Consider the following 16,027-nt stretch of genomic DNA (forward strand, 5'->3'; position numbering starts at 1 on the left):
GCCTTCTATGACAGTGATCTTTACTTTATTGGGCTGGATAGCGTCCAGGCCATATCGGGCGAGTTCTATGGCCGCATGGTGAAGTTCTGCGGCCAGTTCCACCCCGGTTGCTCCGGCACCAATGATGGCGATGTTTAGCTCAGGCGATTTTTCCCGGGAAGCCTGGGCATGAAGGTAGTGATTCAAAAGCGTAGTATGTACTCTTTCCGCTTCTTCCCGGTTGTCCAGAAACAGGCAGTGATCCACTGCGCCCGGGGTATTAAAGTCATTTGCGGTGCTGCCTAAACAGATCACCAGGTCATCGTACTCCAGGCTACGCTCGGGAACGACTTCTTCTCCGTTATCGTCGTTAATGGGGGCGAGGGTAATGGTTTTATTATCCCGGTCCAGACCGCACATTCTGCCGGGCAGAAAGTGAAAATGATTCCATTTTGCCTGAGCCAGATAACTCAGCTCATCTTCAAAGGCATTCAGGGAGCCGGCGGCCACTTCATGCAAAAGAGGTTTCCAGAAATGAGTCTTTCGAACATCCACCAGAGTAATCCGGGCTTTCTTCTTCTTGCCCAGTTTCTTACCCAGTCTGGTAGCTAATCCCAGCCCTCCGGCACCTCCTCCAACAATCACAATTTTATGCAGCTGATCAGTCACTTTATTCTCTCTATTTTTATAAAGGAGTGTTTTGAATCAGTCTAAAATGCCCAACTCCCCTCTTGATTTTATGGTTACAAAAGAGTGGGGAAACTGATTAAAAACACACCCTACGGCTATTCAAACGGGCTCAACCCAAGACAAAGACGCCTATCAGGCGGCTGAGAATACCTAGCATGACAATGATTACTGCCAGCCAGAACATCAGCTTTAAAGGTCTGAAACGGTTGCGCTCATTAGCATTGGTTCCAGTAGTGATAAAGCGGTCAACCCTGGCCTGATCTTCAGGGCACAGGCGGGTCTGGGTTTCTTCCATTTGCCACTCCGTATTCTCAGCTCCCTAGAGTATGCTATCTAAGCACTCAATGTGCCAATAGGAAACCTGAATTTGACCGAGAAATACCCAAAATAATCTGAACATGTGTGCTGGTTAGTCGCTTGATCATGTTGACTAGGTTCAAGCTCTTGATCAATCTAGTTCTGATTGGCATAGAATATGGGTGCTGCGAGTGAAACTGATTTTATTGGCGTTAAGAGTTCAATATTTCGAATGGGTTGAATTGTTCAAGGTATTTTGTCGTTACTCGTCCCAGCGCACATTCCTTAAAGCTTTTCTTGAGTTGAAGCTCCGATATCTTCTGGACAGCCCTTTTCAGGTTAGTAAGCGCTTCCTGATTAAAAAAAGGTCAGACGACTTATATCTCTACGGTGAAACGCCTTTAACGGTGCTGGATGATATTTGTGAAAAGTCTGGAATAACGTCTCAGGATCATGTTTTTGAATTGGGTGCAGGCAGCGGTTTTACTTCGCTCTGGATGGCTGCTTTTGCGGGCGTTCGAGTGTCATCGATTGAGCAGGTCCCCACGTTTTGTCTGAGACTGCAGCGTGTCAGTCGAAGAATGAAGCTGGATAAACTAAACGTTATCGAGGGTGATTATCTGGAGGTCGATCTTTCGGCTGCCACGGTCATTTATCTCTATGCATCCAATCTGGATGATCTCACTATTCGTTGCCTTACGCTGAGAATGTTGGCTCTTAAACCCGGGAGCAGAGTGATTTCTGTCAGCTATCCTCTTCAGGAGTATTGCCCTGTACCGGGTATTTTTGAGCAAAGTGAACGCTTTCCTGTTTGTTTCCCGTGGGGGGAAGCCGATGTATTTTTGCAGGTCAGAACATCTTATGTGCAGAAGTCAGGCGTCTGACGATGGTGCTGCCATAGCGAGCGATCAATTCAGGAACCGGTTTCTCCGGAAATTGCTCCAATCCCGCCTTGATGAAATTCCAGGTCACCTGAGCCTGTCTGATCGGTTTGGCAGCATGAGCATGGCCACCATACTGTTCACCGAGTTTTGACAGCTTCTGTTCGAAATGCCCGGCCAGGGTTTGCAACTGAAGCCGACCTGAAGCGCTTTTGTCCTCTTTTAGTTCAGATAAGGTCAGGCTGAGGTATTGACGTGACAGGCGTTCCATGAGTAGTGCCTGCTCTAGAAAGCCGAGCTTTTCACCTCTGTTTGGTTTGTGGGTCAGAATTTTTTGTCTCAGAAGCAGCAGTTTTCTATCCAGCTTGGCCAGAGCCAAGAGCAGTGTAGAGGCTTCCGGGGGGCGAGAGTGAGCGGGTAAATCAGCCATCCAGGCGGCATGTCGGCTAATGATAGGCCACAGCGCCAGGGTCGATGAGATCAACTTTGCAGTTTCCTCGTCTCCGGATTGCCATGGCAAGGCAGGGATATTCTGGTTGAGCAGAGACAGATTGTCCTGCATTTTCACTCTGGCTTCCTTGTTGAGAAAGTCGACCTGGAGCAGGTGAATATTCACGATCAACTGGTTCAGCAATAACTCCTGCTTCAGAAGGTGTTCCGGAGTCAAGTGGTTGTTTTTGACAGGCGGCTCTGAAGCGGCAGTCTGGTTCATAAAAGCGAGAAGAAAAAACAGTGCGGCCAGTAAATGAGCTTTAGACATGGTGGGGTCCGGAAACAGTGAAGTCATCCCTTATGTATCGGATGTCCCGGTTGTCACTTGATTGTGACAACCCAGATCATTTGCAGCCATCAACAAGATCGTGAATGGCCTAATAAAGACCGCTTAACAGATCTATCAGAGCTCATGAGGGCATGCAAATATAGCTCGCCTCAAACGTCAGTTGTTGCCTTCCAGTTGTTCCTTGAGTTTGGCTGGAACTTCCTTGATGACAAGCTGATTCAGGTCTTTGTTGTACACTACCTGAGTACCGAGCAGCTCGGCATCAAAAGCAATATTAAGACCCTTTCTGCGACCGGTGTACTTAACCAGTTTGGTCAGAGTGCGTTTCTCTGGAGCCATGGGTTGGTTCATATCATAGTCACGAGTGTTGACGAAGCGGGCAAAATCATCAGAGCCGGCCTCACTCAGGTAACCGGTAAGCTCATCCAGAGTCAGGGCATCGCCATCATCCATTTTGGTCTGGCAGAAGTCATAGACCTGTCGACTGACTTCCCGGTGATTTTCCAGGGAAGGCGCTTCTCTGGCGTACTCCTTTACAGCACTGACCAGCGTGTCAGCCTCTTCCTTGCTGTTGCTGGTTTCATTGCAGCCCAGAGCTTCCTGAAATACATCGCTCAGGCGACGGCCACCACGGGGGCGCAAAAAAGAGAGGTAACGGCCGCTGTTTTCGTTACCCTGCCACTCGGTGATATTAATGCGGCAGGCCAACGGCATTCTGGTCGTATCCAGGTAGGCTACATCTTGAATGGAAAGGTCATCTGTAACGGTGATGCTGACGTTGCTGGTCAACATGCAGAGCATGAAGTATCGGGTCAGACCCTGCTGGTAATCAGCAAACAGAAGGTACCCTCCACCCAGCGCACCTGCTTGATCGAGCTTTTCCAGAAGTTGGTTCAGGGTATTGCGGGTCAGGGCCGTAAAATCCATTTTTTCTACCAGATAATCACCCAGTTCCCCGGGGAAAGGACTTTCGGCGTCCGGGTTGAACTGACCATACTGTTTGTCCTGTTTCTTGTTGTAGGTTTGCAGCAGGTCGTCCAGCATCGACTCCAGAGCCGGGGTGGGGGGCAGGCTGTGAGTTGCCGGAATAGCAATCAGGGAGTCACTGCCAGGGGATTGTTTCAGCTGGTGTACAATGATTTGTTGAATGGCCATAAGTTAATAGTCTTGCAAGCAGTGGTGATCGTCTAACCCGAATGTTTCATAAATCAGGCAGGTTCCGTCCAATCGCCTCATAGGATTAGGTCGACCAAAAAAGCCTGGGACGAAACAAACCGGAACCCGCTATGGCAAAACATACACAAGAAAACCTTCGTTTTCACCCTGTTAATGGTAAAACTGTCAGCGCTGATTTTAACGGGGAGTTGTCCTCAGGTTTTGGCGTGTTGATCTGAACCACTCAGCCAGCCTGACCTGAGCTGCTAAGCACCAGAACTTGTTTAACACCCAATGCGGCAATATCTGCAATTTGCCAGTGATGAAGGTTGAAGGTTTTTGCAGAAAGTTGATTACCGCTATCTCTCTTCGTGGCATGCTCGCCAGTGCGGTGCTATACAGATCTGGTACAAATGGCAAAGGCCATCCAATGAGGCTCTTTACAGGATGATATAAGTGGCAGGTTATGTTCTATTTTATTCTGTCTTTGTTAACTGTCTCTCAGCGATCAGACAAGACTGATCTGAACTGCGTCGATATGAAATTGCGCTCCCTGCCGAGATTATTTCTAGGCATTTCGTTTCTGTTAACGCCTGTCGTAACCTTGTCCGGACAGAGCGGGACGTTTGTGACGACGGGCTATTCCGGCTCCGCCCCGGGCACTTACAACCCATCCAGTATTCCGTTGCCCATTCTTCTACTCCCTCTTGCCTATCACATCTCTTTTAATCGTTTTCCCTATTCTGACATCGGCCAGGAGACCAGGCCTGAGCCGTCCTTTTGTATTGAGCCTGATGATCCCCTCCCCACCTCCAAGCCAGGCTGCCTGCCCCTGCCAAACGAACTGAATATTCAACTGGCCCCTGACCAGGGAGTCCCGGGTCAATGGACTTGGCGCTTACCCGGCAAAGGCAAGTCAGAACTTTACCCTGAACAGGTACGGACAAAAGCCACTGAAGAAGTTGTGCCAGTCCCTATATCAGTCCCTGACACGAGTTTACAATGGGAGCCAGCCCACCCTGTTCCCAGACCAAATGATGTCTTCCTGCCCGGGCCTCCCGGCTCAAAGGGCGTCATAACACCGAATACTAAAACGACGAACAATCTTACTCCCCGGAGTTGCGATGACGAACACTGTCTGAGTTGGGGGTTCGATGATGGACATGAATGGATTCTGGACCTGTCAGAAACTATTGCCCCTTTCCCTTTATTAGAAGACCCCCCCCCCCTGGAGTGAAAAGAAGCCAGCACAGGAAGCGGCCAATAGACAGATAGTGGCCACCAGAACAACTGATCAGCATGGTAATGTCTTTTATAGACTGGATGACAATAAGCAGGTTCATTATATCAGTGAGGAAGAATACCGGCGGCTACTCTCATTGTATTTCCAGATGTGGCTTGAATTCCTGTATCCAGAGTATTTCGGCCCCGGAGTGCCTGCCGGAGGTGGTTGGCATCAATGGCACTGGCGAATCCGGAAAATGCCACGGGATCCGGAACCCCCATCCGACCCCCCTGAACATTTAGCTGGGGCGCCAGCAAAAAAATTGCCCAAGAACATCAGTCAACGGCCTGATGGTGGGGGAGACTCCGGCGAAGGGAGCGTGTCAGAACAAGAGCTTTCCGCCTCGCCCGCACCCACCTCTGGCGAAGCAGGTAAGGCAACTTCCTCGCGTTTTATTGTTGATGAGGCTATCAATGATGATTACTCCGTAGTCACAATCTCAGTGAGTGATATGGATCAGTCAAGCTTGTTCCGTGGAGACACCGTCCAGCTAATCGGCAAACTACGAAAAACGTCTATAGCCATTGTTTTATCGGATGTGAATCAGCCATCTGGCAGGATCAGGATGCACAGTGCAATGCGGAAAAACCTTAAAGTGAGGCTGGGAGATATAGTCAAAATCGCCCACATTCCTAATCTTCCCTATGGTAAACGAGTGAGTATATTGCCGATAAAAGATAGCCTTGAAGGCATTACCGGCAACTTGTTTGAGGTGTTTTTGAAACCATTTTTTAGTGATGCGTATCGACCCGTTGCCAAAAAAGACATCATTCCTATAACTGCAGGAATTCGAACCGTTCAGTTCCAGGTGATGGAAACAGATCCGGAAGGTGGGTGCATAGTGGCCTCGGACACACAAATTTTCTGTGAGGGCCATGCCGTCGAGCGTGAAGATGAGTTTTCAATCACTGAAGTTGGTTATGATGATATTGGTGGGCTTAGACCACAGATTCAAACAATACGCGAAATTGTTGAGCTTCCTCTGCGTTACCCACAACTTTTCAATACCCTGAATGTGAGTCCTCCAAGAGGAATACTTCTGAGTGGACCACCGGGAAATGGAAAAACAATGATTGCCCGGGCTATTGCCAACGAGAGCGGTGCCTTCCTCTTTATCATTAATGGCCCGGAAATAATGAGTAAAATGGCAGGTGAGTCAGAATCCAATCTGAGAAAGGCTTTCGAAGAAGCTGAAAAAAACAGGCCTGCCATTATTTTTATCGATGAAATTGACTCGATAGCCCCAAAGCGTGACAAAACTCAGGGTGAAGTAGAGCGACGTGTGGTAGGCCAATTGCTTACCTTGTTGGATGGTTTGCAGCCCAGACGGCAGGTTATGATTCTGGCAGCCACCAACAGGGTTAATTCCATTGATCAGGCACTGCGCCGATTTGGCCGGTTTGATAAAGAAATCCACATCGGCGTTCCTGACCAAACCGGTCGCCTGGAAATCCTTCAGGTTCATACCAGGGACAAAAAACTGTCCGATGATGTGGATTTGGAAAAGATCGCAAAAACCTGCCATGGGTTCACCGGCGCTGACATCGCACAGCTTATTAGTGATGCCGCCATGATCTGTATAAGGGAAAAAATAGATATAACTACTCTGGATGATGAGCAGAATATTGATGCCAGATTTTTGGATAGTCTGGAAATCACTCAGGCCCATTTTGATCAGGCTCTCCGTTCCTCCAACCCATCAGCGCTCAGAGAAACCTTTGTCGAGATACCCGCTGTGACCTGGGCAGACATCGGTGGCATGATGGATGTCAAAAAGACATTGCTGGAAATGGTTCGCTATCCCCTTGAATGGCCCGAGCTGCTCAAGCATTTTGGTCAGAAACCGTCACGGGGTGTGCTTCTGTATGGCCCCCCCGGTTGTGGCAAAACACAGTTGGCCAAAGCCCTGGCCAACGATTGCCAGGCTAACTTCATTGCCATAAAAGGGCCAGAGTTGTTGACTATGTGGTTTGGTGAATCAGAGCACAATGTTCGTGAGCTTTTTGACAAAGCCAGACAGGCAGCACCGTGCATCCTGTTTTTTGATGAAATTGATTCTTTAGCGTCCTCCAGAGGGGCATCAATGGGTGACGCTGGTGGCGCAAGCGATCGCGTCCTGAATCAGCTGTTAATCGAAATTGATGGTATAGCTGAACGGAATAACATTTACATCATCGCCGCCACCAATCGACCAGACATTCTTGACAGAGCTCTTATGAGACCGGGTCGTTTCGACAAGCACATCTACATTCCACTGCCAGATCTTGCAGGCCGATTGCATATCTTCGAAGCTGTCCTGCGTAATACACCGGTAGAGGATAATGTTGATTTAAGGCAGCTAGCTGCTAAAACCAAAGGTTTCTCTGGAGCTGATATTAACGAAATCTGCCAGACAGCAATACAACAGGCAGTCAGGGAGTACATTGGCAGAACGCGTAACCTGCAGGAAGCTCAGGGTGAGGCAATGGATGTTGAAGAATCTCTTGATAGTTACATGTTGACGCGCAGCCATTTTGAGCACGCCATGAGCACGGCGAGGCGCAGCGTTGGGGAATCAGATATTCACCGTTATGAAACGTTTCACTTGCGGTCAAGCCAAACCGGGACCCCATTCCGTTTTCAGGATACCCCCCCTGCATCAGCGCCATCTGGAGCAGTAAGCCTCTTTGAAGAGCCTGAAGATGACGACTTGTATGATTAAACTTTCATAGCAAAAGCACCTGAAGCTTGGTGCTTCAGGTGCTTTTTCTGGTTGAAGTGTTCGCTGCTCTCGCTCTTGCGTTGTTCTATTGCCAGTCGTCATCTTCTGTTGGGGTTATTCAGCGATCCGTCTGAGAAAGTTTGCACCAACTTGCACCAGAATAAGGGGGACTGGAGCTCTGGTACGTTTAACCGGGCATAAGTCCTTGGACATATTGCAGACAAACCTTTTCATGGTATCTTCCTTCCCGATCATGTTTTAGGGTTCAGAATATGCCCAAGGCTTTGCTTGACCAGTAGATCTAATTGATGCTGATTGGGACTGATTCTGGCCATTAACTGAAGGCCGAGAAAGAAACTGGTGAGTTCCCTGGCAGCATCCATGCTGCTCAAACTGGGGGCGATGAGGTTCTTTTCCGTTCCCTTGAGTACCTGGGTCAATAATGCTTGCTGAATCGTATTGACAGCCTGTCTGACCAGCTCTGTGGCCTCATCTGGCAACAGGTGAAGTTCTGTGCTGGTGCAGGCTAGAAAGCAGCAGTTCTGGTACTGCATGTCTTGGGGATGTCGATAGCCAGCTGTCAGAAATCGGCGTAAACCTTCTAGCGGAGGGCCCGAACCAAGATACTTTTGGATTCTCAACTGTAGGTAGTGTTCAATGTAATACCGTAAGACGTGCAGGTATAAGCCTTCTTTGTTTTTGAAATGATGATAAAGGCTACCCGGGTGCAGATCGGTGGCTTCTTCTAACTGTCTTAGAGAAGACGCCGAGAATCCTCGGGACCAAAAGAGAGCGAGTGCGTTATTCAGCGCCTTGTCTTTATTAAAAGAGGTGTGCCTACCCATAAATGAAAATAATTGACTTGGGAACTTCCAATGTAGCAGTAACTTTCTGTTCCCGACAACTCTCCCACAACGGATTAGCATGCATTGTGGGATACAAGCTGGAGAATACCCCAATGGCTCTGACCCCTTCGAATATGGTGGCACTGGGCTCGTCTGCCCCTGATTTTGAATTGCCTGAACCTTCATCCGGGCAGTCGGTTTCACTGCAGGAAGTGAGTAAAGAGAAAGGCGTTTTGGTGATGTTTATCTGTAACCACTGTCCCTATGTGATTCACATTGAAGATGCACTGGTGCAGTTGGGCAAGGATTATGCCGATCGAGATCTTGGCATAGTGGCTATCAGTGCTAACGATGCTGAAAGCTATCCTGATGATGCTCCTGAAAATATGGCATTAAAATCTTACCCGTTCCCCTATCTCTATGATGAAAGTCAGTCAGTGGCGAAAGCTTATGATGCAGCCTGTACGCCTGATTTTTTTCTCTTCGATGTCGAATTGAAGTGTGTCTATCGAGGTCAGTTTGATGCCTCGCGTCCCGGTAATGACAAGCCTGTGACCGGGAGGGATTTGAGGTCCGCTATGGACGCTGTGCTGGCGGGAGAGCGTGTATCAGAGAATCAAAGTCCCAGTGTTGGCTGCAATATCAAATGGAAGTAGTTGTGCACTTTTCAGAAGGCATTATTCTTTCTCAACCCAGAGGGTCCAGTTTCTGTATTCGGACACTTTTTCGAAGCGTTCTCTCAGTGGGTCCGACAGCATATTAATGTTGCCGTCACGAGTGGCCAGAAAGTCTCTGCGATTCTTGTGTAATTGATCGAGGATCTCCTCTTCATCAAAGGCTAAGAGGGCCTGGCCCTGGGAATAAAAGCGAGCCGAGAAGGGGCGTTTCATGAAGTAAATAAGATGACCGGGCTGCTCAGCCGGGTGAGTCATCATGCCGGCGACCAGGTACTTTTGAGATTTTTTACCACCGTCGTTCATCATGACAATGGTAGTGATAATCATCAACAGAGGTGTCAGGGTCGCCAGGGCAATAAGCTTCCCGGAATGGCTAGGCCAACGCTCCCCAAACAGTCTTGCAATAATCAGTGCCAGAGCAGGCATCACAGGCAGCGTGTAAGTCCAGATCAGATTGGCGGTGAAGGTGAAAAAAAGAGGCAGAAAGAGCAGCCAGCAGAGCAGGAAGTAATCCCATTCCTGCAACTGGAGGGTGGGCTTCGTTTGCCAGAATTTCCAGAGTTGGGTAATGACGACTCCCAGTAACACGAATGTCCAGGGAAAGCCTCCTGCCAGCAAGTAACCCCAGATGGCCCCCAGCATATGAACATGGGCATTGCCGTATTCATCACCCTGCCAGCCGGAATCCAGATAGCGGGAAAAATGTTCGCCAATAAACATGTACTCCAGAAGGCCGGGGTTGCGTATCTCTGCACTAATATACCAGGGAAGGGCAATGGCGGCCGCCAGAACAGTGCCTTTGATCCAGGGGAATGTGTGCCACAGCGTTATCAATCGAGCTTTTGGAAGGCACCATAAGAAAATCGGACCGCCCGCCAGAACCACAGCAGCGAGCCCCTTGGCCAAAAATGCCAGACCGCAACCCGCAAAAAACAGATACTGCCACCGCAGTGCCATAGATTTGTCTTGATAGTGCCAGCCCATCCAGAAGCTGCAGAGGATAAGAGTGATCGTCAGGGTCATGACCGGGTCGGCCAGAAGAGCTCCCGAAAGAACCAGAAACGTAGCAGAAGTGATCAGGAACAGTACTGTAATTTTTGCCTGTTGTTTCCCCATTTGAAAGTGGGCCAGCTTCCAGACCAGTGCCAGAATACCCAAACTACAAATCAGGGAGGGTGAGCGGGCGGCAAATTCATTGATGCCAAATAACTTGAAGCTTACGGCTGAAAGCCAGATAAACAACGGCGGTTTACCCAGAAACGGGATACCATAATCAAAATACGGAATGACCCAGTCGTTAGTCTCTACCATCAGCCTGACGATCTCACCGTAGCGGGCTTCTGAGGTGTCCATCAGAGGGTACAGGCCGAGGGAGAGCAGCCGGATCAGAACCGCAATCAGTATCAGGAGTGACACCCAGAACCAGCGGGAAGAAGATTTTAGGGAGGCGTCGGTCATTATTATTCTGAACTCTGTGTCTGATTACCGTGAAAACGTCCAAGGATACAAAGGACTTTTGTTCCTTTACTCTTTATTGTTTCGGCCAATTCATTCATTGCACAAATACAGTGGAAAAAATCTCTGACTATCTGCTGTTCGTTTGCTGCAAAAGAAAGCGCAACCAATGAGTAACCTGACTGAGGCGTTGATTGTGACTCAAGTGATCACAATGCTTATTGAAAGTAGTTCATTTTGATCGGTTTCTATAATTTTTTTCGTAGACATCTCGCCCCATGGCTTCGATCTGCCGGTCAATCATTGTCCGGAAGCTGTCCAGACAGTTTTGGTGAACCCCCGGGTCTCCTGAAAAAACTCGCATAAGGCATACCGCGGCTTCGACAGTGGACAGAGCTGACTGATGGGGTGCTTTGCGGATTCGGTAGCTGGATTCCAGGTTTTCTGACAGGGATATCCACGGTAGAGATTGAAGCTGGGGATTGAGGTGAAGTATCTTTCTGGCTTTTCTCCAGGTACCATCCAGCAGAATGCAAACATCAGGCAGGCCGTGGATTTTCTGATATTCAGACGATTGAAGAGCCCCGTCGCCCGGAAAAAGTAAACAGCCTTTTTTGTTTTCTAAAAGGATCTTGAGGTGTGGGTTTTCATTGAAGTCCTCACCCACGAGAATCTTGCAGTTCTTAATGCCCAGTTTGAGAATCCGGGCGGTATTCAGCGGATGTTTGACCTCATCAGGATGCTGCAGGATCAATAGTTCACAGCAGGCCTGCTCAAGCTGTAGATCCTGGCAGATGCAGAATTGCAAAGGACGCTCACAGCGCTGGCACTGGGCTCGGGCCATGCATGACATTCCTGAAAGTCAGATTAATACGGGGCAAAACGGTTCCGGATGTTTTGGGAATACAATGCTGCCAGTAGCGCTGGGTTGAGCCTGACATCACCAGCAGTGAGCCAGGAGATAAATTTATCGACAAAGGACTTATACCTCTGGACTTGCCCTCTTTGTGTTTCAGTCGAAAGCGTCTTTCCTGACCCAGGCTCATTGATGCAATAACGGGGTGTTCGCCCAGCTCCGCTTCATCGTCGGAATGCCAGCCATTACTGTCATTACCATCACGATACAGATTGAGCAGCACTGTGTTGAATGATGAGCGACAGGCTTGCTCGACCACTTCTTTGATTGCCAGTAGTACTGGTGTCCATGGCTCTGGAACCAGCGTCAGGCCAGAGTAGCTATAGGTCATGCCTTTATCGCCATACCATGCCTGTAAACGGGGTAAATCGAATGCTTTTCCAAAAAGCGTGATCTTATCCTGACGCCACCGGGTCCCGGATAGAAGCTGCTGGTAGTAAAATTCACAGTCTTTTGGTGTGATCACTTCTGGCCAGAAAGACAGCTCGGCGTCAGGGGCATAAATGTTGATTGAATGCAATTCGTTTTATTGGGAGCTGTTATGCAGGGACATTTGAAAGATTAGCTTTTCTGCCGTGCAGTCAAAGTCCAGCATCGCCTTGATGACGGTGATGCCGTTTTCCTGACTGGTTTCCGACTGCACCTTGCAGTTGCCTGATCCTACTGACAGAGCTCGCTGTTCAATTTTCCTGAACTTGTCCCGGGCTGAAATTGCCTTGTCGCCACGAATCTCCAGGGTAACCCAAGTATCATCGTCGCGGATCAGGGTACCAACCTCTACAGTATTGCAGGTGGTGCACTCAAAGGGGTCTTTTTCGTTCATGTCGATACCTCGTAACAGCGAGAAATCTTGCTTCATTAATCATCAAATTAACATATTACAAGATCTATGGGGATACGTCAGATTCTGCGAAAACCCTCTTGGGCTTGCGAGGTTGATTGTATCTCCAAAATCCTTCTTTAATCGGATATGTCCCTGTTTTTTGTGTCCTGTATTTGTTTGTTTGTCTTAGTGAGTGTTTGTGAAAGCTTTTTTATTCGGTTTTTATGGTATAGGCTCAGTGATTCTCGAAGTTGTACGTCATCAAAATGAGGGATAAACGGTGCTTTCGTTCAAAAAGTTGCTGGTATTCCCTCCATCAGAATTAAGGTGAGCGTGCCTTTAAGCCATGAACAAAGTGCCAGAGTGAAAGAAATTTCACGGTAAAACCCCGGGAAGTTAAATCTATGACAGACAGCAAGGCGAATTTGCGTCGCAACGTGAACCTGCTGGGAACACTGTTGGGTCAAACGATTAAAGAGCATCATGGCGAGGATTTTTTCAATCGTATTGAAAGTATTCGTCAGCTTTCCAAGGCTGCAAGAGCAGGCAGTGAGGATGATAGGGATGTTTTGCTGGATCAATTGAAAAACCTTTCCGATGACGATCTGGTGCCCGTCACACGAGCGTTTAGTCATTTTCTCAATTTGGCTAATCTGGCCGAGCAATATGACAGCATTGCCGTCAGCCATGGCGAAACGTTCTGTGTCCCGGATCACTTCGATGAGCTGATGGCCAGGCTGAGAAATCAGGGTTTCAGTCAAGAGCAGATCGCTGACAGTGTTGCCAGTCTGGATATGGAGCTGGTGTTGACCGCTCACCCCACCGAAGTTTCCCGCAGAACCCTGATCCAGAAACATGAATCAATTTTTGAGTGCCTTAGCAAGCTGGAAAGCAGCCGTTTGAGCTTCAGGGAACGGGCCCGCCATGAAGACCGGCTTCGTCAGTTGATTGCTCAGGCCTGGCACACTTACGAGTTCAGGATGAAGCGGCCATCGCCTGTTGATGAGGCCAAGGGTGGGTTTGCTACCATCGAGCACTCTCTGTGGAATGCGGTTCCTGATTTTGTTCGTGCCATAGACGAGCGGCTCAGGGAACACACGGACATAGGTCTGCCACTGGATGCTGTGCCGGTGCGTTTTTCTTCCTGGATGGGAGGGGATCGGGATGGGAATCCATTCGTCACCGCTGAGGTGACTCAGGAAGTGCTCTTGTTGAGCCGCTGGATGGCTGCGGATTTGTACCTCAGGGATCTGAAGCCTCTTATTGGAGAACTCTCCATGACAGAGTGCAGTGAAGAAATGAAGCAGAAACTGGGGGAATGTCGAGAGCCCTACCGGGTGATTCTCAGGCAACTCAGGGAACGTCTCAGAGAGGCCCGAAGCTGGTGTGAATATTCACTGGCCGATAAACCCCGTTCTTCTGAAGTGCTTCTTGAGCATAAAGATCTTGTTGAGCCTCTGGAGCTCTGCTATCACTCGTTGCATAAAGTGGGTCTTGGGGTCATCGCCGATGGTCCGCTGTTGGACATGATTCGTCGTGCTCACAGCTTTGGTCTCACCCTGATACGTCTGGATATTCGTCAGGAGGCGAGCAGGCATACCCGGACGGTCAGTGAGTTAACCAGGGCTCTCGGGATTGGAGATTACCAGAGCTGGGACGAGCAGGAAAAGCAGACCTTTCTGCTAAAAGAGCTTCAGAATCCCAGGCCCATGATTCCGGTAGAATGGGAGCCTTCCGAAGAGGTCGCTGAAGTCATTGCCACCTGTCGTGCTATTGCCAGAGAAGGTCAGCAGGCATTGGGGGCCTACGTCATTTCCATGGCCTACAAGCCGTCCGATGTATTGTCTGTAGCACTATTGCTGAAGGAGTGTGGCGTTGACTTTGCGATGCCGATTGCTCCCCTGTTTGAAACACTGGATGCTCTGGATGGTGCCAGTGAGTGCATTAGCTCTCTGCTGTCATTGCCCTGGTATCGTGGCTATTGTCATGGGGGGCAGATGGTCATGATCGGTTATTCCGACTCTGCCAAAGATGCTGGCTGGATGGCTGCAGCCTGGGCTCAGTATCGGGCTATGGAAGAGGTGACGGAAGTTTGTCGTGAAAATAATGTTGAGCTGACGTTGTTTCACGGTCGTGGCGGCACCATCGGTCGCGGCGGTGGCCCTGCCCATGCGGCGATTCTTTCCCAGCCACCGGGCTCTGTGAACAATAATCTGCGGGTCACTGAACAAGGAGAGATGATCCGTTTCAAGTTTGGTTTCCCTGACGTCGCCATTAATAGTCTGATGCTTTATGCCAGCGCTACCCTCGAAGCAAGCCTGTTGCCGCCACCAGAACCAAAACAAAGCTGGCGAGATATGATGGATCAGCTGGCCAGGGATTCCCTGCAAATTTACCGGGGCATGGTTCGGGATGAGCCTGATTTTGTTCCCTACTTTCGTGCTGTGACGCCAGAACAGGAACTGGCCAAGCTTCCGCTGGGCTCCAGACCTGCAAAGCGCAAGCCTAATGGTGGCGTGGAAAGTTTGCGGGCGATTCCATGGATATTCGCCTGGACCCAGATTCGTCTCATGCTGCCCACCTGGCTTGGATGTGGTGCTGCCCTGAAAAATGCCCTTGAAAATGGTCAGAGAGACACTCTGGAAGAGATGATCAGTCAGTGGCCGTTCTTCAAGGCACGACTGGAAATGCTGGAGATGGTCTTTATGAAGACCGATTCTAATCTGGCTGAATACTACGAGGAGCGTCTGGTACCCGCCGAGCTACAGCATTTGGGAGAAAGCCTGCGAGAGCAACTGGAAACTGCAGTTCAGGCACTGCTGGAGCTCAAAGGCGGTGAAGAGTTGATGTCTAACCATCCTCAGAACAAACAGGCCATCGCTTTACGTAATCCTTATACTGACCCTCTGAACGTTCTTCAGGCAGAGTTACTCTACCGGGTAAGACATACAGAGGAAGGGGAGGTTTGTGAAAACCTTGAGCAGGCTTTGATGATCACCGTTGCAGGTATTGCTGCAGGTATGCGTAACACCGGTTAATTGAACCGGAAACCATTATTCCTCACGGAGCAGGCTCTAACAGGAGTTGTCTGAGCCTGCTATCCTTCGGAACAGGTGATTCGGCAGTTTTATCAAACGCAAGAGCCTGTGCCTCATTCATAGGAAAAGCTCTCTGATCAAAAAAACTTCAGTCTCTTTACTGCACGCAAAGTCTATGATGAAGGACGACCGCTCTTTATTCGGGGCTTTTTTGCTGACATGTTGGTCAGAGTCTGCAGTTCAGGATCAACCTGCGTAATGACTACTGCGTTTTTATCCACACACGACCCGTGTATCTGTTCTACTGCAGTTTAGGTTCGTATATTTGAGACACAACCGTCAATTGGGTTCCTGAAATCTCTCTCACCCTGCAGCAAGCATCCAAGACCCCGGGAGTGCTTTCTGCGAATGACTGTCTATACTCGGTCAGCCTCCGGTGAGCTGTCGTACAATGGTGTGAGGTGAAATTTTAAGGTTTTATTACCATGGTGCATGATATAGGAT

At 49.2% G+C, this 16,027-nt stretch carries 14 protein-coding genes; 5 read left to right on the forward strand and 9 right to left on the reverse strand.

What is annotated here, in order from left to right:
- A partial coding sequence (locus tag KDK16_RS06360) for an FAD-dependent oxidoreductase (RefSeq protein ID WP_257275216.1) occupies positions 1–648 on the reverse strand: 648 nt, incomplete at its 3' end.
- Between the two features lie 130 nt (positions 649–778).
- Positions 779–964 carry a DUF3094 domain-containing protein gene (locus KDK16_RS06365; protein ID WP_257275217.1) on the reverse strand — a complete coding sequence of 62 codons (186 nt, stop codon included), beginning with the start codon at positions 962–964 and terminating at the stop codon, positions 779–781.
- Positions 965–1,157: 193 nt separating this feature from the next.
- On the opposite strand from KDK16_RS06365, the gene KDK16_RS06370 reads away from it, so the two are divergent.
- The gene (locus tag KDK16_RS06370) at positions 1,158–1,850 is read left to right on the forward strand and encodes an rRNA adenine N-6-methyltransferase family protein (RefSeq protein WP_257275218.1); all 693 of its coding nucleotides are present in this window, start codon (positions 1,158–1,160) and stop codon (positions 1,848–1,850) included.
- Here KDK16_RS06370 and KDK16_RS06375 read toward each other — a convergent pair.
- Positions 1,816–2,607, reverse strand: coding sequence for a hypothetical protein (locus KDK16_RS06375; protein WP_257275219.1), 792 nt, complete (start codon positions 2,605–2,607; stop codon positions 1,816–1,818). The two genes, KDK16_RS06370 and KDK16_RS06375, sit on opposite strands and share 35 nt — an antisense overlap.
- A gap of 177 nt (positions 2,608–2,784) precedes the next feature.
- Positions 2,785–3,783, reverse strand: a complete 999-nt coding sequence (locus tag KDK16_RS06380) for a nucleoid-associated protein (protein WP_257275220.1) — start codon at positions 3,781–3,783, stop codon at positions 2,785–2,787.
- Between the two features lie 466 nt (positions 3,784–4,249).
- Between KDK16_RS06380 and KDK16_RS06385 the strand changes: the two genes are divergently transcribed.
- Together KDK16_RS06385 and KDK16_RS06390 are read left to right on the forward strand one after the other, a co-directional pair.
- On the forward strand, positions 4,250–5,020 hold the full coding sequence (locus KDK16_RS06385) for a hypothetical protein (protein ID WP_257275221.1): 771 nt from the start codon (positions 4,250–4,252) through the stop codon (positions 5,018–5,020).
- A gap of 37 nt (positions 5,021–5,057) precedes the next feature.
- A complete protein-coding gene (locus KDK16_RS06390) occupies positions 5,058–7,769 on the forward strand; it encodes an AAA family ATPase (protein ID WP_257275222.1) in 2,712 nt (903 codons plus the stop codon).
- 251 nt (positions 7,770–8,020) lie between these two features.
- On the opposite strand, the gene KDK16_RS13530 is transcribed toward KDK16_RS06390, so the two are convergent.
- Complete coding sequence (locus KDK16_RS13530; protein WP_373690938.1) at positions 8,021–8,800, reverse strand: TetR/AcrR family transcriptional regulator; 780 nt, start codon at positions 8,798–8,800, stop codon at positions 8,021–8,023.
- Between KDK16_RS13530 and KDK16_RS06400 the strand changes: the two genes are divergently transcribed.
- Positions 8,728–9,270, forward strand: coding sequence for a thioredoxin family protein (locus tag KDK16_RS06400; protein WP_257275224.1), 543 nt, complete (start codon positions 8,728–8,730; stop codon positions 9,268–9,270). The genes KDK16_RS13530 and KDK16_RS06400 overlap by 73 nt on opposite strands.
- A gap of 21 nt (positions 9,271–9,291) precedes the next feature.
- On the opposite strand, the gene KDK16_RS06405 is transcribed toward KDK16_RS06400, so the two are convergent.
- From KDK16_RS06405 to KDK16_RS06420, 4 genes are all read right to left on the reverse strand, one after another.
- A complete protein-coding gene (locus KDK16_RS06405; RefSeq protein ID WP_257275225.1) occupies positions 9,292–10,749 on the reverse strand; it encodes a glycosyltransferase family 39 protein in 1,458 nt (485 codons plus the stop codon).
- A gap of 229 nt (positions 10,750–10,978) precedes the next feature.
- Positions 10,979–11,590, reverse strand: a complete 612-nt coding sequence (locus tag KDK16_RS06410; RefSeq protein ID WP_257275226.1) for a tRNA-uridine aminocarboxypropyltransferase — start codon at positions 11,588–11,590, stop codon at positions 10,979–10,981.
- Complete coding sequence (locus KDK16_RS06415) at positions 11,562–12,182, reverse strand: alpha-ketoglutarate-dependent dioxygenase AlkB (RefSeq protein ID WP_257275227.1); 621 nt, start codon at positions 12,180–12,182, stop codon at positions 11,562–11,564. Before KDK16_RS06415 ends, KDK16_RS06410 begins: the two co-directional genes overlap by 29 nt.
- A 6-nt stretch (positions 12,183–12,188) precedes the next feature.
- Positions 12,189–12,485 carry a YfcZ/YiiS family protein gene (locus KDK16_RS06420; RefSeq protein WP_257275228.1) on the reverse strand — a complete coding sequence of 99 codons (297 nt, stop codon included), beginning with the start codon at positions 12,483–12,485 and terminating at the stop codon, positions 12,189–12,191.
- A 404-nt stretch (positions 12,486–12,889) separates the two neighbouring features.
- On the opposite strand from KDK16_RS06420, the gene ppc reads away from it, so the two are divergent.
- The gene (ppc, locus tag KDK16_RS06425; protein WP_257275229.1) at positions 12,890–15,523 is read left to right on the forward strand and encodes a phosphoenolpyruvate carboxylase; all 2,634 of its coding nucleotides are present in this window, start codon (positions 12,890–12,892) and stop codon (positions 15,521–15,523) included.
- The last annotated feature ends 504 nt before the right edge of the window (positions 15,524–16,027 follow it).

The organism is Endozoicomonas sp. SESOKO4 (assembly GCF_024606275.1).

What these genes read in the sequence shown, in the direction of transcription:
- KDK16_RS13530 (WP_373690938.1), bottom strand. Translation starts at nt 8,800, where the DNA reads ATGAAGGTTCAGGCAATTCAAAATCAGGGGCAGACGAGCCCAGTGCCA.
- KDK16_RS06410 (WP_257275226.1), bottom strand. Translation starts at nt 11,590, where the DNA reads ATGGCCCGAGCCCAGTGCCAGCGCTGTGAGCGTCCTTTGCAATTCTGC.
- KDK16_RS06375 (WP_257275219.1), bottom strand. Translation starts at nt 2,607, where the DNA reads ATGTCTAAAGCTCATTTACTGGCCGCACTGTTTTTTCTTCTCGCTTTT.
- KDK16_RS06365 (WP_257275217.1), bottom strand. Translation starts at nt 964, where the DNA reads ATGGAAGAAACCCAGACCCGCCTGTGCCCTGAAGATCAGGCCAGGGTT.
- KDK16_RS06400 (WP_257275224.1), top strand. Translation starts at nt 8,728, where the DNA reads ATGGCTCTGACCCCTTCGAATATGGTGGCACTGGGCTCGTCTGCCCCT.
- KDK16_RS06420 (WP_257275228.1), bottom strand. Translation starts at nt 12,485, where the DNA reads ATGAACGAAAAAGACCCCTTTGAGTGCACCACCTGCAATACTGTAGAG.
- KDK16_RS06380 (WP_257275220.1), bottom strand. Translation starts at nt 3,783, where the DNA reads ATGGCCATTCAACAAATCATTGTACACCAGCTGAAACAATCCCCTGGC.
- KDK16_RS06385 (WP_257275221.1), top strand. Translation starts at nt 4,250, where the DNA reads ATGTTCTATTTTATTCTGTCTTTGTTAACTGTCTCTCAGCGATCAGAC.
- KDK16_RS06405 (WP_257275225.1), bottom strand. Translation starts at nt 10,749, where the DNA reads ATGACCGACGCCTCCCTAAAATCTTCTTCCCGCTGGTTCTGGGTGTCA.
- ppc (WP_257275229.1), top strand. Translation starts at nt 12,890, where the DNA reads ATGACAGACAGCAAGGCGAATTTGCGTCGCAACGTGAACCTGCTGGGA.